This window comes from Rhizobium sp. SG570 (genome assembly GCF_012275345.1).
In the GTDB taxonomy this organism is placed as follows: Bacteria; Pseudomonadota; Alphaproteobacteria; order Rhizobiales; family Rhizobiaceae; genus Rhizobium; species Rhizobium lusitanum.
The window spans coordinates 59,721-78,600 of the sequence record NZ_JAAZQI010000019.1 but is presented as its reverse complement, the minus strand read 5'-3'; the positions used below and the strand labels follow the sequence as shown (position 1 = coordinate 78,600).

Sequence of the window (18,880 nt, the reverse complement as noted above, 5' to 3'; positions counted from 1 at the left end):
CAGGTTGTTGGACATTAGATTTATGCAAGAAAAGCGGAATACCGCGAACGCGAGGGATTGGAGGGAACGGAAGACGATGGAGGCATCACAGATTTCGGACACTCAAAAGGCCTTCATCCTGAACCAAGTGGATGAAGGTGCGTCGGTCGCGGAGACCTGCCGGAAGGCGGCGAGTCAAGCGTCCATATTGCGATATCGCGCGGCGTGCCAAGCGTAGATCGGGATGCATTCATGCGTGCGAAGGGGAAGCGGGTAGCGAATAGCTTCCGCCGCGCAGGGTCCCGATCCGCATTAGGTGTTCTTGCAAAATCCCGTTCAAATCGTATGGTTCATCAGTCTCGATTGAACGCTAGTCCAGCGGGAAGTAGTGCTGACAATGTGTTGTTGCGGTGCGTGACCACTATGATTGCAGATCGAGGTGCGTATGCGCTTGTTACTAGTCGAGGATAGTGCGCGTCTACGCGATTTGCTGGCCGAAAGCGTCCATCGGGCCGGTTGGCGCCTGGATAGTGCGGCGACGGTTGGCGCCGCACTCCTGGCAACACAAACTGTCAGCTATGACCTGCTCTTGGTGGACTTGGGCTTACCCGATGGCGACGGTTTGGATCTCATACGGGAGCTACGCCGCGACGGCTTTATCCCGCCCATTCTCGTCGTTACCGCGCGCAGTTCGATCGAGGATCGCGTGGCCGCCCTCGATGGCGGCGCCGATGACTATCTCGTCAAACCGTTCAATCACATCGAATTGCTCGCGCGCTGCCGCGCCCTTCTGCGCCGCAGAGCGCCGCACTACATTGAATCCATCGTCGTCGGCGGCCTATCTTTCGATCCCACAAATGGTGTCGTGGCGGCAGGTGGCGAACCGCTCGCAGTCGCACCGCGCGAACGGTCCGTTTTGGAACTGCTGCTTCGAAACGCCGGTCGGGTCACTCCTAAGCAAATAATCGAAAGTAAGCTCTCCGAATTTGGCGACGACATCTCGACCAATGCCGTGGAACTGGCGATTTCGCGCTTGCGCCGCCGCCTCGCCCCGTTCGATTTGCCCATCAGCATCGAAACGATACGCGGCATCGGCTATTTGCTGCGGGAAAAGCGGCAAGATGGTTGATCGGTCTGTCCGGCCGCCCACGCTGATCCGCATCATCACGCTGCGCATCGCGCTTTTTGCGGCGCTCGCCATGGCGATCCAGGCCGCACTCGTCTTTGCCGATTATTATTTCGACAACAAGCAGTTGGCGACGTTGATGATCGAACGTGAAACCGCAGAGCTGTCGAAGGGTTTCGAACGCCGCCATGACGAGGCGCCCTACAAGCTGCCGCACGACCTCCACCGCTACGGCATCCGGGGTGGCTTCTATATCACCCGTATCCGCACACCCTCCGGTCAGATTCTCTATACAAACTGCGATGCGCGCTGCGACAATCACCTTCTGCCGCAGGAGGTCAATCCGCCGGACCTCTGGTCTCGTATGCTGAGCGACGGCAAACCGCTCGCCGTCGCCGGCGGCAAGACCTATGAAATCCATGGAGACAAGATTTTTGTCGAGATTGCGATCCTGCACGACAGCGATGGCATCATGTGGGCGGTGATCGGGCGTGAGTTTGCGGACCATCTCGCCACCCCGATGGCGATCATGCTGTTTTTCGTTCTCGGTGGCACGTTATTGTCAATTCGCCAGGCTCTGCGCCCCGTCGCAAAAGCGGCGCAAGAGGCCGGCCATCTCGATCCACTCGACCCCAGCCATCTGATCAACCAGACCAGCATGCCCCGCGAAATTGCCGATCTTGCTGCTGCCGTGAACCGGAGCCTTGCGCGCATTGGTGCGCTCATGAAGTCGCAGCGTCTGTTCACCACGGCTGTTGCTCATGAAATCCGCACGCCGCTGGCGATGATGAAGCTGGAGCTTGGCAATATCGAACATCCGCGAGCTCGAAAAATCGAAGCCGACCTGGATGCACTGGCGGATTTTGTCGGTCAGATCACGGCGCTAGGGCGGCTCGAAAGCGCTGACCGTGCGGTGTTCCAGCAGGTCGACCTGGCAAAGCTAGCCGATTGGGTTGTCGCCGATATCGCCCCCCTGGTCTACGACCGTGATCATACCATCGCCTATAGCAATTTAGGCGCGGGCTCAATCGAAGGCCATGCGCCGCTGCTTGCCGACGCGCTGCGCAACCTTGTCGAAAACGCCACCAAACATACCCCTGATGGCACCACCATCGAAGTCGTTGCAGGTCCTGGCCCGCGTCTGACGGTCAAGGATGATGCTGGTATTTTTGACGCACCAGCCGAGCCCCCGTTTGGCGATCTCAAGGCCGACCATATGGGTATCGGCCTTGAGATCGTGCGCCGGATCACGGCGCTGCATGGCGGGCGGATGGAGATTGAGGTGGATCCTGGCCGTTGCACCGCCACGACCCTCCTGTTTGACCAGCCAAAATCCTAGATTGAGGCGAAGAAACTGCCGCCAAACAGCGTCACTGTGCCATAAACCAGGCCAAAGGCTGTCAGAAGACAGACAGCCGCTACGGGCAGAGATCCACCCGTCGCTTCCTTATGATCGACATAGGCTTCGCGCCTTTTGCGGCCGGTGATCATGGCGCCGATGAGGTTTTCACGCTTGACGAACTGGTAGTAGAAGTTCGCGACGATATGCAGCCCGGCCAAGGCAAGGATGGCGAAATAGAACCACGCAGCATGGATCGAAGCAGCCCAACTAGAAACCGTATCACCCACCAGTCCAGCAAATGGTCCTGAAGCGGTCACTCCGTCGCTGGAGAACATCCCAAGCAGAACTTGCACACCGCAAACGACGATGAGACCGATAACCATCAGACCACCCGCGGGATTGTGGCCGAGATAGCGCCCCGCACGGTTTAGCCGCAGTGCCTTCAGGTAAGTCCATACGGCGGGGGGAGAACGCACGAAACCGGAAAAACGAGCCGTTGAACTCCCGAAAACACCCCAAAGGGCGCGATAGACCACCAGCACGAGAACGCCGTAACCGGCCGCTTTGTGAACGGTCATATCCGGATCGTTGAAACCGCTCGAGACCCAGGCCACCAGGATTAAAGCGACGAGCGACCATTTGAACAGACGCGTGGGAAGGTCCCACGCACGAACGACATCACCCTTGGCGGATGAAGTCTTGCCGCTGTGTTCGGCGGGTGGCTGGGAGTAAGGTTTATAGGCTGATCTTTGTTCGCTCATACGGAGTGTCCTGTTCGGAGAAATTTGCAGCGGCTATTTGTAAGTCGCGTGGCAGGACTTGCACTCGGTTGCCACCGCCGCGAATGCCTTGCGGAACGAGGCTTTATCTTGCGCCTGCTGGCTCACGGTGTTGGCAATCATGGCCATCTTGCTGAAGCGGGCATGGAGATCCTTCTCCTTGGCGCTGCCCTGGTTGGCAAACATGGCGTCGGCGGCCTCGGCATCCGCCGCGTAGCGCCGCAGGACCTGCTCGGCGGCTTTGCCGTCGAAGTTGGCAAGGACCGCCTTGGCCGAAGTCGTGTTATCGCCCATGCTGCCCATGATGCTCTTAAGTGAAGCGGCAACGGCCGGCACCGCCAGTACGGCGAGAACAAGTCCGGCACAGATGTAACGATTCAGCTTGGAGAATGATTTTTGCGATTTTGTCATGACGCTCGATTTTTGTTGATTTCCAAATGGGGGTACTTTTGGCCGGAACCGGATGATTGACGGCAACGACCAAACTGCAGCTCTCAAGAGCCCTGACATCTAGGGGAGCAATTGCGGCGAAATGCGCGATCACACCTCTTCAGCAGACCGCTTTCATCGTCCTATGACAGGCTTTTGACAGGTTCGCCTGTTGCGATCCGTTGATTGGAAGACCTGACGTCGCGTGGCACTTGGACCTAAGAATGCGACCGTTTGGATTTCGTTTGGCAGACAATTTGAGATTCGCGATGAAGAGAATCTCACATTAAATGGGCATTATCCTGTCTTGCTCGACGGATCACCGCCGTGGCCCCGACAACGAGTAGGCGCCGAGTATAGCTGTCGCCCCGCTGATGCCGACAAGCGTCTCCTTGCCGCCACTGCTATGCGAGCGCGGTGTCAGGCCAGGACACGCTGCAAAGGAACGGCCCGAGGAAAACAGTGATGCATCGGGTGCCGCCGCAACGATAGCGCTTGCCGTGATCGGGCCGATGCCGGGATGCCCCGCCAGCCGCCACAAAGAGTTGCGGGCAACGCGTTGAAGGCGAGATAGCGAACCCGTCAAGGCATAGGGTTATGCGTGGTCACGCGGCAGGCGTCCAGCCCAGGCTTGGGGCCACCGTCTTCACGAGGTCGGTCAGCAGCCGTACGTTCTCGGCGAGACCGAAGGCGGGCGGAAGGAAGAGCACAATCTCGTCTGCGGCGGCGAGGCCGGGGTCGTTGAGGACCGCCTCAAGCACCTCGTCGGGGGAGCCATGGAAGACCGGGGAAATCTGAGCCCCAGGCGGCTGATTGGCCGGCGCAAGCGCGCCCTTGGGACGGGACGCCGCGATTCCCTGGGTGCGGCGCTCAAGGTCGTAGGCGGCGTACTTCTCCCGGAGCTCGGCAGTGGTGCCGACCAGGATCGAGGCGGCGACGGCGACCGACGGCGGCTCAGTGCCCCACGTCTCGCGCCAGGTGGAACGGAAAGCCTCGATGCTGCGGGCCTGGTACTCTCCGAAGGTCTCGCCCTCGGCGTGGTCGTGTTGTACGGTTCCGGAGATGAGCCCGATCCCGAGCTCGGCAGCCTGCACCGCGGAGCCCAGGCTGGCGGAGCCCTGCCGAATCCGAGACCGCAGGGTCGGGCTGTGCGGCGTCACGCGCAGCTCGGCGCCCTCTGGGGCACCCTGGCCCGCCCCGGCGACGGTGTGGAGGACCTCGCCCGCGATCGCGGCGAGGAAGCGCGACTGGCGGCGCTTGGCCTCCGTCCGGGCATCGGTGTCGACTGTACCGAAGACGGCGTCGAAGGCCGCATTGGCGCCGGTCGAGATGGCCAGCTCCAAGCGCCCACCGATCAACAGGTCGGTCGTGCCAGCGGCCTCGGCGAGCAGGATAGGGTCCTGGTAGCGCATCGGGATAACAGCCGAGCCGAGTGTGATATGCTTGGTGTGCTGGCCGGCCGCGGCGAAGAACGGAAGCGGTGAAGACAGGTAGTGGTCGAAGTGTCGCTGGTAGGCCCAGCCCGACTGATAACCCAACCGCTCCGCGGCCTTGAACAGCTCGATCCCGTCGCGCAGCCCCTGTGCCGGCCCGGCGTCATCGTTGAAGGACACCCGAGTGTTGAAACCGAGTCGCGTCTTCGGTCGGAACGATGTGGACAGCGTTATGGCGGGCGCAATCACGTTCATGCGATTTTTTCCTCGTTGAAGATCCGCCGGGGTTGCGGTTGTGGCACGCGGGCGATGCGAGCGGCGCCGGACGGAATCGACGCCAGCAGCGACCGGGTGTAGGGCTGCTGGGGGTTTTCGAAGATGTCGGTGACGGTCCCGTGTTCGACGATACGCCCGCGCTGCATCACCGAGACGGTGTGGGCGAGTTGGCGCACCAGGGCCAAATCGTGGGAGACGAACACATAGGTCAGGCCAAGCTTGGCTTGCAGCGAAAGCAGCACCTCGACAATGTCGGCCTGGACGCTGACGTCGAGCGCCGAGGTCGGCTCATCGAGCACGATCACATCCGGCTTGAGGACCAGCGACCGCGCGATGGCCACGCGCTGGCGTTGGCCACCTGACAAGGCTTCCGGCTTGCGTAAGAGCAGGTGCTCGCCGAGCCCGACATTGGCCAGCGCTTCGCGGACCTGTGCGACCCGCTCCTCGCGGGTTCCAATCTTGAATCGGTCGAGCGGTTCGCCCACCAGTTGCTCGACTTTCCAGGTCGGGTCCAGTGAGGTGAACGGGTTCTGGTAGACGAGCTGAAGGTGGCGCCATACCGCGCGCAGCGACTCGTGCGAGCGACCGTTGAGCTGTTCGTCGGCGACGGTGATGTTTCCGATGTCGGGTTGCTCGAGCCCAAGCAACAGCCGGATTGCCGTCGTCTTGCCCGAACCTGATTCGCCGACAAGCGCGTGTGTGGTGCCAGCCTGGACGGCAAACGACACGTCATCGACGGCCGTTAACACCTTGCCGTCGACCGTGAAGGTCTTCGTGACGCCGCTGACCTCGATCTTCGGCGCCTTGTCAGCCTTGGCCCCGATGAAGCGGAAGGCGGGGTCGCGCAGTGCACGATAGCGATCGGGGTTGAGGGCCGGAACGTCGGCGTGCAGCTTCTTCGCGTATGCCGAAGCAGGCGAGGAGAAGACGGCCGCGGTGTTGCCGGCTTCCTGGATGACGCCGTCCTTGAGCACCACCAGCGAGTCCGCCCGTTCGGAGGCGATCGCCAGATCGTGGGTGATGAGGAGCAGGCTGATTTCCAACTCGTGCTGCAACTTGGAAAGCAAGTCGAGGATGCGCTTCTGGATCGTGACGTCGAGCGCGGAGGTCGGCTCGTCTGCGACCAGCAGCAACGGCCGTGGAAGAACTGCAAGGCCAATCAGCACACGCTGCAGCATGCCGCCGGACAGTTGATGCGGGTAGGAGTCATAAACTCGCTGGGGATTGTCGAGCCCAACCTGAGCGAATGTCTCCAAGATCAGCGCCTTGCGGAGTGTTTTATTGGGCTCGTCGATGAGCGCGGCAGCCTCCATCGCCTGGGCGCCGATCGTCCGCACCGGGTTGAGCGAGTTGCCTGGGTCTTGCGGGACGAACCCGATAGCACGTCCCCGCAACGGCCGGAAACGCCACTCCGAGAGCCCCAGCACCTCTTGGCCGTCGAACTCGACGCGGCCGGTAGCGTGCCCACCGGTGGGAAGCAGTCGCAGCACGGCTCGGGCAATCGTCGATTTGCCCGAGCCCGACTCGCCGATGAGAGCGAGGCTCTTACCGCGGCCCAGTTCAAACCCGACGTCGCTGACGACTTGGTGCGGTCCGTAGGAAACCGACAACCCGTCGATCCGGAGCAGTGGGGCCGATCGCTGCGGCGTCGACCGGGTGGTGTCAGTGCGAGTGAAAAGCTCAGTCAGTCTGTCTTGCGGAGCCATCGGCTGATCCTGTTTACAGAGAGGACGGTCGCGATTGTGACAAAAGCGGGCGCGTAAACGAGCCACGGCCATTTGAGGTAGTCCTTGCCGATCGAGATCAGCAGGCCCCAATCGGAGGCGGGCGGCGGGTCGCCGTAACCGAGAAAAGCGAGACTGGCGATTATCAGGATCGAGTCGCCGAACTGCAGCACTGCCAGCGGCAGCACCGAGCGCGATGCGTTTGGCAGCACGTGGCGCCACAGGATGTGCCAGCGCGACCCGCCCAGCAGAAAGGAAGACTCGACGAACGTCGCCTGCCGGGTCTTGATGACCTCGGAGCGCATCACCCGGGCGAAGAGGGCCACCGCCGAAACGCCCGTTGCGATAGCGGCGTTCGTGGTGTCGAAGCCGATGGCTGTGACGACGATGACGGCCAGCAGGAATTTTGGAATTGCAAGCAATACGTCGACCAGGCGGGCGAACACGGTGTCCACCCAGCCGCCGAAGAAGCCGGCCAGCAGGCCGATGAGGCCGCCAGCGGCAACGCCGATGACTACGGCGATCAGCGCGCTCGCCACCGAGGAGGCTGTGCCATAGACGACACGGGTGAAGAGGTCGCGACCGAGGTGATCGGTGCCGAACCAGTGCGCCGCGCTGGGGCCGAGCAGTTTTTGAGCAGGAATGCCGTTGATAGGGTCGTAGCTCGTGAACAGGCTTGGGGCGACCGACCAGGCGATCGCGATCGCGACGATTGCGAAAGAGAGCGCGACGGCCGGCGGCATACGGAGGGTTGTCAGCCGGCTGATCGCCGTGACACGCGAGGTCGAGTAGGCAGAGGCGAGGGTCATGATGTCACCGCCTTGGAAATGCTGACGGCGCCTTCATCAGCCGTGGTTGGACGACGCTCGGGAGCGCCGAGGAGCTTTACGCGCGGGTCGAGCAGCGGGTAGGCGAGATCGGCGATCAGGTTGACGATCACGAAGACCACCGCTGCCAGCGAGACAACCGCCTGAAGGACGGGCAGGTCCTGAGTGCTCACCGAACGCTGCACCAAGCTACCAAGCCCGGTGCGTCCAAAGACCGTCTCGGTGATCAGCGAGCCCCCGAGCAGTTCGCCGATAGTCAGCGCGATGACGGTGACGACCGGGAGCGAGGACGGCTTAAGCAGGTGCTTGACGAACAGGCGCATTTGCCCGAGGCCACGGCCCCGCGCGACAGCGGCGTATTCCTGCCCGGATTCATGGTCGAGGTTCGCGATAAGTACTTCGGCGATCTGCGCGGAGATGGGGATACCGAGGGCGATCGCCGCAAAAAGGGTCGCCCAGACGCTGTTGGGCTCAATTACGCGAAAGACGCCAAGCTGGAAACCGAAGAGGTGGATCAGCACCAGGCCGATCACGAAGTTTGGCACTGACAGGAACAATGACGGGAAGCCTCGCAGCAGGCCCTGGCCAAACCGTTTCGGAACAAACTGTGTGCCATACGCGATCACCGCCGCCAGCAGAAGCGCGACGATGAGGCCTGCGGAAGCAAGGACCAGCGTCGACGGGAGGACCTCCGCGATCAGGGTCGTCACAGGCCGATTGGTCCGCATCGACAGGCCCAGATCGCCGGTCACGAAGCCGGAAAAGGATGTCCATAGCTGCACCGGGATCGGCTTATCCAGACCCTGAGCGGCGATAATCTCCTTGATCTCCTCTTGCGTGAACCCATTCTGAGGATTGTTCAAGACATTGGTGATGGGGTCGCCGGGCAGGATGCTGACAACGACGAAGGTGAAGACATAAGCCAACAGGATTACGACGATCGCCTGCACGAGGCGCTTTGCGCCGTAGTTTAGGTAGGCTTTGCTCATTGCCGGTCACCTTCTTGCGTTGCTCGGTTGAACTGCGGGTTACGCGCTTTTCGTGGCCGTGTAGTAGCTGGCGTAGGCGACGCCGTTGTAGACCGCGCCCTTCAGCTTGGGAGACTGAACGTAGATCCGCTGGACGATCTGTGTGCGCGGGATGAAGTAGCCCTGATCGAGGATGTATTTCTGCAGCTCGTCCAGGAGCGGTTTTCGGGTTTCGGTAGAACCAGCGCTGGCGATCTTGTCGCGCAGCTCGTTGAGCGTCTTGTCGCTCTCGTCGAGCGCAAACCAGTTCTCGCCGTTGTTGGCGTTTGTCAGGATACTGGCGACGGTGCCTGCGTCGATGAAGCTGCGCGTCACCTCGTAGGCCGGCACAGTCGCACCGCCGTATTTGACCTTCTGGCCGAATGTGACGACATCGTAGGCACGGATTGAGACTTTCCAGCCAATCTTGCCGAGTTGCTGGGCGATGAGTTCGTCGACCGATTTGGATGTTGCGAGGTAGGGGTTGGAATACAGCGTCAGCAACAGCGGCTCGCCATTCTTGGTGCGGATGCCGCCGGCACCCTTTATCCAGCCCGCCTCGTCGAGGAGCTTTTCGGCTCTATCGGGGTTATAGGCCAGCAGGTTGCTTTGGTCGGTCGCTCCCGGCACGTTGCTCTGGATGAAGGACGTCGCAAGCTTCCAGTCCGGCGTGTAGACGGTGTCGATGATTTCCTGGCGATTGATGCCGGCCTGGAGGGCCTGGCGTACCTTCACGTCATCGTATGGCGCAAGCTTGGTGTTGATCGCCCAGCCGTTCACAAAGCCAAGATAACGTGGCGTCGCGATGGTGAAGCCCTCTGCCTTGAGAGACTCCAACTCCTGTGGCGAGGCGTTGTAGGCGACGTCCGCCTGGCCGGACTGGACAGCGGCGACTCGCAGCGAGGGCTCGGACACCAGTTTATAGGTGATTGTGTCGAGATAGGCTGGACCGGTATGACCGACCGCCGCGGGACCCCAGTTGTAATCCTTGCGTTTGACCAGCTTGACGAAATCGCCTTCCTTCCAGGAATCGACCACGTAGGGGCCGCTGCCGGAGGTTTTGCTGAGGTCAGCCTGCTGCGCGGCCGGCTGCGCGATGGTCTTGGGGGAGATCAGGATGGAGCCGTGATAGCCGAGGGTCGGAATGAAGCCGAGCGTCGGCTTTTTGAAGAAGACCTTCACCGTGGTCGCGTCAACCGCCTCGGCATGGTCGTAGGTTTTGGGGAAGAGACCAATCGGGTTGATCCCCTCGTTCTTGCGGCCGGCATACCAGATGTCGAGGTTGGCGACGACGGCCGACGCATCGAGCGAGGTACCGTCGGAGAACGTCACGCCGGTCTTGAGGTGGAGGGTGAACTCGGTAGCGCTGTCGTTCTGCTCCCACCGCTCGGCGATCCAGGGGCTGACATTGCCGTCGGCGTCGACGTAGAGAAGCTTGTCGGTCACATGTCCCCAGATGTGGCCTTGAAAACTGGAGATCGCACTGTTGTTCGGGATCCAGGTATCGCCCAATGAGTCGATGAGGAAGGTGATGTCCCCGCCATTGGTCGGCTCGCCGGCACTTAGAGCCGGAGTGAGGCCTGCCATTGTCACCAGAGCGCCGGTTGCCACGGCGGAAGTGGTGATCAGCAGACGACGCCGAGAGAGGAACAACGAAAAAAGGCGTTCGGTCATGGAGAGATCCTGATGGTCGGGTTCTGAGAATTCGTGAAACAGAGCCTATGCAGGCAGACCCAAAGGAGAAAGACCAGTTGTTCTTTTTCTACTAATTTTATAGATTATTTTGTCCGATTTTAGCATGCGCAAGGGTCAGCTTTTTTCAGCGCGTGTCCGCGAGGGGGCTGCGGGTTCAAAACCCTCCTTGGCGATCAGGGTATCGGTACTGATCCTATTGGAATCGGTTTTTGTACCTTGGGCCCGTCGAATATCCGCACCGGCGGCGCCTCGCCAACGAAGCGTTCGACCTCCACCCTTGTAAGCTGTCCGGTCGAGCCCTGGGCCAACTGAGAGGTCCCAACATCGTGGGTAAGGATGTTGGGATTGCCGTGAATGCACATTGCGTTGTCGGCGGTCGGGTCGTCCGGCTCGAACCATGCGCCTGTCGCCAACTGCATGACCCCCTTACGCACGTCCTCGCTTATCACCGCTGCGGCGAGGCAACTACCGCGAGCATTGAACAACCTTACGATCCCGCCATCCGCGATACCGCGCGCGGCCGCGTCGGCGGGGTTGATGCGAACCGGCTCCCGACCCTTGATTTTGGTGGAACGGCTGAAATCTCCATAGTCCAACTGGCTATGTAGCCGTGAATGTGGCTGGTTGCAGACCAGATGCAGAGGATAGCTCTCGTCCGCCTTGGTCTCCGCCCTGGGAGGATACCATCGCGGATGGCCACGGCAGTCGTCGTAGCCGAAGCCCTCGATCGTCTGCGAAAAGATCTCGATCTTTCCGGATGGCGTCTGCAGCGGGGATCCGGACGGATCATTGCGAAAGGCGCGGGCCGGGCCGCCATCGTCGGGCTTGAGCGGCAGGCGAATTTCTCCGCGTTTCCAGAACACCTCGAAATCGGGAGCCTCGTGTCCACCGGCTGCTAGCGCCGAGCGCGTGGTCTCGAACAGGAAGGCGAGCCAATCCCGGCTGGTGCGGTTTTCGGTGAACTCTTCGAATTTTCCGAGACGGCGCGCTATCTCGGAGAAGATCTCATAATCGTCTCGCGCTTCCCCAACCGGCTCGATCAGCTTCTTCATCGCGATCATCAGAGGATCACGGTCCGCTGCGCCGATATCGTCACGCTCAAGCGTGGTGGTCGCAGGCAGCACGATATCCGCGTGACGCGCGGAGGACGTCCAGGCCGTCTCATGCACGATGATGGTCTCTGGTCTCTTGAACGCCGCGCGCAGCCTGTTGAGATCCTGATGGTGATGAAAGGGGTTGCCGCCTGCCCAATAGACGAGGCGGATATCGGGATAGCGCATCGCATGGCCGTTGTAATTGAATTCGTCGCCGGGATTGAGGAGCATGTCGGCGACACGGGCGACGGGAATGAAATCCGGCACCGGATTTTTGAACTGGCCAAGGGTCGGCAGTGGAACGGCAAGCTGGGCCTTGCCGATATTGCCCAACGCACCGAGGGAATAGGCGTAGCCGCCGCCCTCCAGTCCGATCTGCCCGAGCATTGCGGCCAGCACGATGCCCATCCACACAGGCTGCTCGCCATAGTCGGCGCGCTGGAGAGAATGGCTGACGGTGATCAGCGTCCTTGCGTGTGCCATGGCACGTGCGAGGTTCTTGATATCGTCGACGCCGATGCCGCAGATGCCCGCGGCCCATTCCGGGCTCTTTTCGACACCATCGGCGCGGCCGAGTAGATAATCCTCGAAACGCTCGTAACCGACCGTGTAGCGATCAAGAAATTCGCGGTCGTGCAATCCCTCACTGACGAGCGCATGCGCGATGCCGAGCATCAGTGCGACATCTGTGCCTGGTACGATCGGCAGCCACTGCGCATTCAGCTCAGCGGGAAAATCGTCCCTCAATGGGCTGACGAGGACAAAACGCGCACCGCGCGCCCGCGCACCGTTCAGTGTCTGGCGCACGATATGCGCGCTGATGCCGCCGCCATGCACGTCCGTGTTCTTGAGTGCCATTCCGCCGAAGGCGACGATCAGCTCGCTGCTCCGTTCGATGGCATCCCAGGTGACGCTCTTGCGGTCGAAATGGTCGTACGGCCCCAAGACATGCGGAATGATGACCATTGCAGCACCGGAGCTGTAAGTATTGACGGATCGCACATATCCGCCGAGCACATTCAAGAAGCGATGGATCTGGCTCTGTGCATGATGGAAGCGTCCCGCGCTCGACCAGCCGTAGGAACCGCCGAATATGGCCTGGGCTCCAAAGTCTCCGTAAACGCGCCGAAGCTCCTTCGCAACGAGGTCAAGCGCTTGTGGCCAGCTGACTTCCACATACTCATCCGCGCCGCGATCCTCGGCATTACCTTTCTTGCCATCAAGCCAGCCGCGTCTTACGGCCGGACGGCGTATGCGCGCGGGGCTATGGGCGACCGCCGGCAGATTGCCCAGCAAGGGGGAGGGATGCGGGTCGGCCGGATGGGCGCGGATTTGGAGCTTCCCGTCCTCGTAGCGGCCCGAAAAGGCGCCCCAATGGGAGCTATGGGTTTGAAACGAATTCATCTGCAAGCTCCATGCTATCAAGGCGTTTCAACAGGCCACCGATGTCACTCAGGCAGGACATACCGCGCCATCATCCTGTTGATGGTGCCGACCTCATCGAGTTCGGCGCAGTTTTCCGAACGCACCAGTCCTACCGAGATCTCGCGCTAGGGCAGGATACCGAAAGTGTGCGTGGTTTTCGCGCGACATCGCGCCCTGACTTTTTGATTGGAGACGGCCGGAGGATTTCGGTCAGGCCACCAGTTTTTCACCCGACAGATGGCGCTCCAGAAAGGGAAGGCTATCCTGCCCCCAATAGAGCTCGCCTTCATAGCGGAAGGTCGGAAGGCCGAAGACGCCTGCCTCCTTTGCAACTTCGCGATTGTTGCTCCAGAGTTCGGAGATGTCGGGAAATGCCGCGCGAGCTTCGAGCGCCGCACCGTCAAACCCTGCACCATTGGCAATTGCCTTTCGCACATCGGCGTTGCCGATATCCGCACCGTTGCTCCAGAATGCTTGTTGCAGCGCCCGGGTGAGTGCGACCCAATCCATCCCTTCGAGCTGGGCTGCCAAAACAAGAAAGCCGGCAGGGGTTGGGTCAGTGAGCGCGGATCGATTGGTGAAGTCGAGTGTTTTGCCGCGAATTGCGGCCCAGCGCTGGAGATCCTTCACCCAATATGCGCGCCGCGCGTCCGGCCGTTCACGCGAGTAGATGGCACCGTTTTCGACGATCAGCGGAATAAGGTAGGGGTGAACCTTGGCGCCGAACCGCGCCGCAAGATCGATAAACGGATCGAGACCTATGTACGACCACGGCGATCCGATCCCGAAAAAATAGTCAATGGTTTTGGTCATAAGGTTTCTCTCCAGAGGAAATAGATTGGCCTGTAGCCATATCGAAGACGGACAGCGCGCAGTCACGCGCCACCAGAACGGCTTGGGGATCACGGCCGACGGCGACTGTCGCCAGCGCCCCTTCGTAAAGCAACGACATGTGGGCAGCACTCTGTTCCGTCGAACGCTTGGCAGCCGCCATGATGGCGCGGAAGATGTTGCGCACGGCATTCTTATGCTCGCGGGCGACAGATACGACGCGCTCGGAATCGCCGTGTTCGGCGACCGCCAAGGCAAATGCGCAACCGCGGAACTCGGGACTATCGGCCTTTTCGAACAGGCGCTCGAAAATCAGGGCAATCTGGTCCCGCGGCAATAGCGTGGCGGTGGAAGTCACCTCTCTCAGAGAAAGAAGCACGCGTTCGTGACGCGCCTCGAGATAGGCTGCGACAAGATGATCCTTGGAGGGAAAGTGTCTGTAGAGGGTCGCTTTGGCGACGTTGGCCTCGTCGACGATACGGTCTATGCCCACGGCGCGGATGCCTTCCCTGTAGAAGAGGGCGCCAGCGGTGGTCAGGATATGCTCGGATATTTTCATCGTGTTGGTCCGGATGCCTTCTCACGCAAAACCCCGGGATCCACTCGTCTGATGTGCTTTCGGTCTCGAATGGGTAAGGGTGGAGAAAGAAAGGTGGTTCTCGGCAAGCCGGCGCAGATTAGCGAAAGGAAGGAGCGCCGTGAAGCCACCTTGTCGTGCCGCCGATCCGGCAATCTCCTGGGCGGCACGGTTATAGGGCGTAACTATCCCATGCAGGCGTCCGAGAAGGACGATCTCTCCGTTTAGGTAGTCGACTTCGCTCGACGCGCCGCGCGTGAAACTCTGCCAGGTCGACTGCTGGCCGGCCCGAATGCCGGAGTTTTCGGCGATCTTCCAGTGCGCTATGCTGACTGTACGCTCCGAGTGTGACGCGAAAGTATGGCCCGCCGCCTTGAGAACCGTCTCGGTCTCCTGGACAAGGGCCGCACTGAATGCTGCTCGCTCATCTTCGGCGCCGTCGAAGAGCTCCAGCACATTGCGTACATTGTGAAGAAGCTTCGCCGCTTTCCATCGCTGAATATCACTGGTCGTCTCGGCAATGTAGTCGGACCGGCCGAGGTCTGCGACGAGCTTGGCAGCCGTTTCATCCGTTCCATGCGGATAACGGCCAATGGTGACGACGGCCACCTGGGGGTCGCCGCCGACTACGACCCGACCGGTCTCGGTGAACCGGGCAGGGGTCAGGATGCTGGCGCCGTAGACGTTCGGAAAAAGTCTGAGAGCGGCTGCTTCCGTTGCCAGGCCATTTTGAAACGTGACGATTGGCAGATCGGATGCTGTCAGCTCCTGCGAACATTCGATTGCCCGCCAGGCCCAGAAGGCAAGAGCTTCCGCAACGTCCTGCGATTTCACCGTCAGCAGCAGGATATCGTCTTGCCGCAGCGATGGTGGCTGGGCAGTATCGAAGGCCTTCAACCGGATCTGCCGCGTCCCGGCGGGCCGCTGGTAGGCAAGGCCATGATCGATGATATGTCTTATCTGGGCACCACGGCCGACAAGGGCATAGTCGAGGCCCGAAAGCTCGAACTGCGCGGCAAGGCTGGCACCGACAGCGCCTGCTCCGATGATGATGTAGCGCGTCATGCTTGTCTTCCAGGAATGGCGTTCAGGAGTTCTCGTGTGTTTTGGGTTTGCGAGGAGCCGGAGATTGAATCGGGAGTTTTTTCCTCGGTGAAGACGGGCTGTTTCTCCTCGTTTTTTCGGTTCCACAGGACGCATGATGAGCGCCCGAGAATCGAAACCGCGGTGTCTTCCTGGGGCGCGTGCACGAGAACCGATTGGACGTCGCGGAAATGCCGCTCGATTCCCAGATCACCGTTGAGGCCGGGATTGCCAAGCGTGCGAACGGCAAGTTGAACCGCGTCGCGTATGTTGCGCGCCGCAAGAAGGCGCGCCCTGATGAGAGTTTCCGGTTCATCCAGTGAATGGTCGAGCGCGTTGAACAGGATTTGTCTTGCTCCGCCCACGAGCAGGTCGATCTCGCCGGCCGCAGAAACGAACCTGTCCGTTCTTGCAATCGGAAAGCCGAGATTGGCGGGTATCCGTTCGTGACCGAAGCGGATGAACGCCTCCTGGGCAGCTTCTGCCGTTCCGAGATATATGGCGGTCAGCGCGACGGAAGCGGCGGCATGGGCACGATTGTCCTGCGCGCCAATGGAGACGTCGACCAGATCGACGACATCTTCGAGCGGCACCTCGACATCCTTGAACTCTACGTCGTGCGAGCCGCTGGCCCGCATTCCCAGGCTCTTCCAGTTCTCGATCACCTCGATGCCGGAAAGTTTCGATGGAACGACGAAAGTGCCGACCCGTTGCGGTGTTTCATCGGTGCGAGCCCAGACGAGGAAATGGGTCAGGCCGAGAGCACCCGTGACGAAACGTTTGCGACCGGAGATCGCCCACCCACTGGCGGTGCGGCGTGCCAATGTGTCGGGAAGTCCGCCGCGAGCGGGGGAGCCAAGGTCAGGCTCTACCCGCGCGGCGTTCAACAGGATGGGACGATCCCGGGCGTCTTCCAGCAAACGTCGGTAAAGCGGCTCCGGCCACCGGCTGGCTGCTGCCTGCCCGAGATGAGTGAATATGGTCATCGCACTAATCAAGGCGACGGAAGGATCACCCCGGCCAAGCGCCGCAAGGATCCGTCCAACGTCGGCAATGCTCGCGCCCTTCCCGCCGAAGCGTGTCGCCACCGTGCTTTCGAGAAGACCGGCAGCATGAACAGCTTCAATGCCGGGCCAGGGAAAGGCGCCCGAGGCGTCCGCCGCGGGTGCTGCGGCGGCAAGCTTGCTGGTTACTTCCGCCAGATCGATGGTGCTATAAGACACTTTGCATCAGCCTCTTTGAAGCAGCGAGGAATGCCGTCGCGCGGCGCTCACCGCGCGATGGCTGATCTTCGCTGGCATAATCCGAGTGGTGTTTGTTGGTGTCTGTGACGACGGATCAGGCGACCGCTTGCTGCGGCGCCTCTCGCTCCGCCAGACCCGCCCTGACGAGTGGCAAGACATAGCGGCCGTAGTCGATGGCATCGTTCAGATTGTCATAACCGCGGATCGAAATCAGATCGGCGCCGAGATCGACATAGTCGAGGATCGAGTCCGCGATCGTTCTTGGCGAGCCGACCAAGGCAGTGGACGCACCGCGCGCATTCGTCGCCGTCACCGTCGGGTACCAAAGAGCCCGATCGTGCACATCGCCACGGGACGCAATTTCCAGAAGGCGCTGCGAGCCGACATTCTGCGGGGAAGGGGCGGTCGGCGGAACCTTGCCAAGACCTTTGGCACGATTTTCCTTCAGCAAGTCGAGTGTGCGATGAGCCTTGGCCCAGGCAAGCTCATCCGTTTCCGCAATAATTGGACGGAAGGTGACCCAGATCCTCGGGCGATCCTTACGTCCGACCCGTGCCGCTTCGGCGTAGACGCGATCGATTTGCTGCTTGGTCTCCGCCAGCGGTTCGCCCCACAGTCCGAAGATATCCGCAAGCTCGCCGCCGATGCGGTAGGCCTCGTCCGAGGACCCGCCGACTGACACCGGGATGGTGCCGTTGACCGGACGCACTCGGCTATGAAACTGCTTGAATTGATAATACCGCCCATCGAAGTCGAAAGGTTCGCTCGCCCCCCAGGCGCGACGCAGGATGCGGATATACTCCTCCTGCCGTTCATAGCGCTGATGTTTGTCGAGGAAATCGCCTTCCTTGGCCTGTTCCTCATCGCTCCCGCCGGCAATGAAGTGGACAACCACGCGGCCGCCGCTGAGCTGATCGAGCGTCGCGAGCGATTTTGCCGCAACCGTCGGATAGATAGTATTCGGGCGAAGGGCGATGATGATCTTGATGTTCTTCGTGTGCGCCGCGACAGTTGCACCAATGGTGAAGGGATCGAAAGAGGCGGTATCATAGGGGATGAGGGTGTAGTTGAAGCCGTAATCGTCGAGCGAACGGGCATAGCGCGCGAGATATTGCGGATCGAGTGCGGGGTTCTCGAGAGGACTTATCTCGGTCGACGCGTTTGGAAACGTGATGCTGATGAATTCGGTCGGCATATGATTATCCCCATGTTTGGCTCATCGGATCGTGTGTGGATGCTAACGCGACCTCGCAGTCGCAGAAAGACAAGTCATTCTTTTTCTATAGAAATAGTAGAATTTTATCCCGCCTAGGCAGGGTTGATGAGTTGCGGGCAGCCTTGAGTAAGTCGATTTCAGACATCGAGATTCTGTCTCAACGTCTCGTGCCGGTAGTTCCCGATCATACAACGCTTAGCCGGAAGGCACTGATGTGGAGACCTTCTGCCGGATGCCATGACAAGGAGGTCCTCAATCGTATGTTGGCCTGTGCCCGCCCGAAATCTGTTCGCTGCAAGACGAAGGCGAAATGATCGGCGCCATCAAAGACTGAATTGTGGTCAGCAATGGATCCGTGCACCAATGCTGTGGCAGTTTAGTGCCCAATGATTGGGAGGAAGGGCATAAGCCTTTTCAACGAAAGGCTTGCGAAAACGCTCTCGGTTGCCGTTGCGGATATAGCGCTGGGACGGGGACAGCAATGCCGCGATAAAGGCCCGATATCATCGGGTACCCCGGTGCGCCCGAGAGCTTTCTGCGACGCGATGAAAGCATTCACCTCAGGTATGTTTCGTGTCCGAGCCGACCCAATTCGCTGCGCAGAGAGGCGGCGAAGGCGTCGAAAGAACCGACGTCAGCGGTATCAAGCGTACGGCGACCGCTTTCCGGCCGAGACCGCGGCTACCGCCGGTCACAAGAGTAATCTTGGGTGAGGAGTTTTGACTGGACATGATGGCTTTCTTTCCGATTTTTTGGAGAGAATAGCGATCATGCCGGCGTCGCCCATGACCCC

The 18,880-nt window shown here is 60.6% G+C and carries 15 protein-coding genes and 1 pseudogene; 2 read left to right on the top strand and 14 right to left on the bottom strand.

The genetic code is table 11. The features are described 5' to 3' along the window. Positions 1 to 424 precede the first annotated feature (424 nt). Positions 425 to 1,108 (top strand): response regulator transcription factor, encoded by a 684-nt coding sequence (locus FHT28_RS29060; protein WP_047639995.1) that lies wholly within the window; start codon positions 425 to 427, stop codon positions 1,106 to 1,108. Further along, positions 1,101 to 2,444 carry a HAMP domain-containing sensor histidine kinase gene (locus tag FHT28_RS29055; RefSeq protein ID WP_168598099.1) on the top strand — a complete coding sequence of 448 codons (1,344 nt, stop codon included), beginning with the start codon at positions 1,101 to 1,103 and terminating at the stop codon, positions 2,442 to 2,444. The genes FHT28_RS29060 and FHT28_RS29055 overlap by 8 nt, the downstream gene beginning before the upstream one ends. On the opposite strand, the gene FHT28_RS29050 is transcribed toward FHT28_RS29055, so the two are convergent. The 14 genes and pseudogenes from FHT28_RS29050 to FHT28_RS28985 form a co-directional block, all read right to left on the bottom strand. Beyond that, positions 2,441 to 3,208, bottom strand: a complete 768-nt coding sequence (locus FHT28_RS29050; protein ID WP_168598098.1) for a cytochrome b/b6 domain-containing protein — start codon at positions 3,206 to 3,208, stop codon at positions 2,441 to 2,443. The two genes, FHT28_RS29055 and FHT28_RS29050, sit on opposite strands and share 4 nt — an antisense overlap. Before the next feature lie 33 nt (positions 3,209 to 3,241). Then, entirely contained in the window at positions 3,242 to 3,637 is a 396-nt protein-coding gene (locus tag FHT28_RS29045) for a cytochrome c (RefSeq protein WP_168598097.1), read from the bottom strand. A gap of 314 nt (positions 3,638 to 3,951) precedes the next feature. Then, positions 3,952 to 4,190, bottom strand: a pseudogene (locus tag FHT28_RS29040) (transposase); the annotation flags it as partial. Positions 4,191 to 4,260: 70 nt separating this feature from the next. Further along, positions 4,261 to 5,343, bottom strand: coding sequence for an LLM class flavin-dependent oxidoreductase (locus FHT28_RS29035; protein WP_168598096.1), 1,083 nt, complete (start codon positions 5,341 to 5,343; stop codon positions 4,261 to 4,263). Continuing rightward, positions 5,340 to 7,070 carry an ABC transporter ATP-binding protein gene (locus tag FHT28_RS29030; RefSeq protein WP_168598095.1) on the bottom strand — a complete coding sequence of 577 codons (1,731 nt, stop codon included), beginning with the start codon at positions 7,068 to 7,070 and terminating at the stop codon, positions 5,340 to 5,342. The genes FHT28_RS29035 and FHT28_RS29030 overlap by 4 nt, the downstream gene beginning before the upstream one ends. After that, positions 7,049 to 7,897 (bottom strand): ABC transporter permease, encoded by an 849-nt coding sequence (locus tag FHT28_RS29025; RefSeq protein ID WP_168598094.1) that lies wholly within the window; start codon positions 7,895 to 7,897, stop codon positions 7,049 to 7,051. The genes FHT28_RS29030 and FHT28_RS29025 overlap by 22 nt, the downstream gene beginning before the upstream one ends. Then, on the bottom strand, positions 7,894 to 8,904 hold the full coding sequence (locus FHT28_RS29020) for an ABC transporter permease (RefSeq protein WP_168598093.1): 1,011 nt from the start codon (positions 8,902 to 8,904) through the stop codon (positions 7,894 to 7,896). Before FHT28_RS29020 ends, FHT28_RS29025 begins: the two co-directional genes overlap by 4 nt. Positions 8,905 to 8,943: 39 nt before the next feature. Further along, a complete protein-coding gene (locus FHT28_RS29015; protein WP_168598092.1) occupies positions 8,944 to 10,596 on the bottom strand; it encodes an ABC transporter substrate-binding protein in 1,653 nt (550 codons plus the stop codon). Between the two features lie 194 nt (positions 10,597 to 10,790). Then, positions 10,791 to 13,115: a molybdopterin-dependent oxidoreductase gene (locus FHT28_RS29010; RefSeq protein WP_168598091.1), complete on the bottom strand. Its 2,325-nt coding sequence runs from the start codon at positions 13,113 to 13,115 to the stop codon at positions 10,791 to 10,793. Positions 13,116 to 13,346: 231 nt separating this feature from the next. Beyond that, the gene (locus tag FHT28_RS29005; protein ID WP_112442858.1) at positions 13,347 to 13,949 is read right to left on the bottom strand and encodes a DsbA family protein; all 603 of its coding nucleotides are present in this window, start codon (positions 13,947 to 13,949) and stop codon (positions 13,347 to 13,349) included. Beyond that, positions 13,933 to 14,526: a TetR/AcrR family transcriptional regulator gene (locus tag FHT28_RS29000; RefSeq protein WP_168598090.1), complete on the bottom strand. Its 594-nt coding sequence runs from the start codon at positions 14,524 to 14,526 to the stop codon at positions 13,933 to 13,935. The genes FHT28_RS29005 and FHT28_RS29000 overlap by 17 nt, the downstream gene beginning before the upstream one ends. Before the next feature lie 21 nt (positions 14,527 to 14,547). Beyond that, positions 14,548 to 15,609 carry a ketopantoate reductase family protein gene (locus FHT28_RS28995; protein ID WP_168598089.1) on the bottom strand — a complete coding sequence of 354 codons (1,062 nt, stop codon included), beginning with the start codon at positions 15,607 to 15,609 and terminating at the stop codon, positions 14,548 to 14,550. Continuing rightward, positions 15,606 to 16,850, bottom strand: a complete 1,245-nt coding sequence (locus FHT28_RS28990; protein WP_112442855.1) for an acyl-CoA dehydrogenase family protein — start codon at positions 16,848 to 16,850, stop codon at positions 15,606 to 15,608. The genes FHT28_RS28995 and FHT28_RS28990 overlap by 4 nt, the downstream gene beginning before the upstream one ends. A 115-nt stretch (positions 16,851 to 16,965) precedes the next feature. Beyond that, the gene (locus FHT28_RS28985) at positions 16,966 to 18,066 is read right to left on the bottom strand and encodes an LLM class flavin-dependent oxidoreductase (RefSeq protein ID WP_037197622.1); all 1,101 of its coding nucleotides are present in this window, start codon (positions 18,064 to 18,066) and stop codon (positions 16,966 to 16,968) included. Positions 18,067 to 18,880: the final 814 nt, after the last annotated feature.

Excerpts from the sequence above, each read along its gene's own strand:
- FHT28_RS29055 (WP_168598099.1), top strand. The coding sequence starts at position 1,101 with ATGGTTGATCGGTCTGTCCGGCCGCCCACGCTGATCCGCATCATCACG.
- FHT28_RS29035 (WP_168598096.1), bottom strand. The coding sequence starts at position 5,343 with ATGAACGTGATTGCGCCCGCCATAACGCTGTCCACATCGTTCCGACCG.
- FHT28_RS29010 (WP_168598091.1), bottom strand. The coding sequence starts at position 13,115 with ATGAATTCGTTTCAAACCCATAGCTCCCATTGGGGCGCCTTTTCGGGC.
- FHT28_RS29020 (WP_168598093.1), bottom strand. The coding sequence starts at position 8,904 with ATGAGCAAAGCCTACCTAAACTACGGCGCAAAGCGCCTCGTGCAGGCG.
- FHT28_RS29060 (WP_047639995.1), top strand. The coding sequence starts at position 425 with ATGCGCTTGTTACTAGTCGAGGATAGTGCGCGTCTACGCGATTTGCTG.
- FHT28_RS29000 (WP_168598090.1), bottom strand. The coding sequence starts at position 14,526 with ATGAAAATATCCGAGCATATCCTGACCACCGCTGGCGCCCTCTTCTAC.
- FHT28_RS28995 (WP_168598089.1), bottom strand. The coding sequence starts at position 15,609 with ATGACGCGCTACATCATCATCGGAGCAGGCGCTGTCGGTGCCAGCCTT.
- FHT28_RS29045 (WP_168598097.1), bottom strand. The coding sequence starts at position 3,637 with ATGACAAAATCGCAAAAATCATTCTCCAAGCTGAATCGTTACATCTGT.
- FHT28_RS29030 (WP_168598095.1), bottom strand. The coding sequence starts at position 7,070 with ATGGCTCCGCAAGACAGACTGACTGAGCTTTTCACTCGCACTGACACC.
- FHT28_RS29015 (WP_168598092.1), bottom strand. The coding sequence starts at position 10,596 with ATGACCGAACGCCTTTTTTCGTTGTTCCTCTCTCGGCGTCGTCTGCTG.
- FHT28_RS29025 (WP_168598094.1), bottom strand. The coding sequence starts at position 7,897 with ATGACCCTCGCCTCTGCCTACTCGACCTCGCGTGTCACGGCGATCAGC.
- FHT28_RS29050 (WP_168598098.1), bottom strand. The coding sequence starts at position 3,208 with ATGAGCGAACAAAGATCAGCCTATAAACCTTACTCCCAGCCACCCGCC.
- FHT28_RS28985 (WP_037197622.1), bottom strand. The coding sequence starts at position 18,066 with ATGCCGACCGAATTCATCAGCATCACGTTTCCAAACGCGTCGACCGAG.
- FHT28_RS29005 (WP_112442858.1), bottom strand. The coding sequence starts at position 13,949 with ATGACCAAAACCATTGACTATTTTTTCGGGATCGGATCGCCGTGGTCG.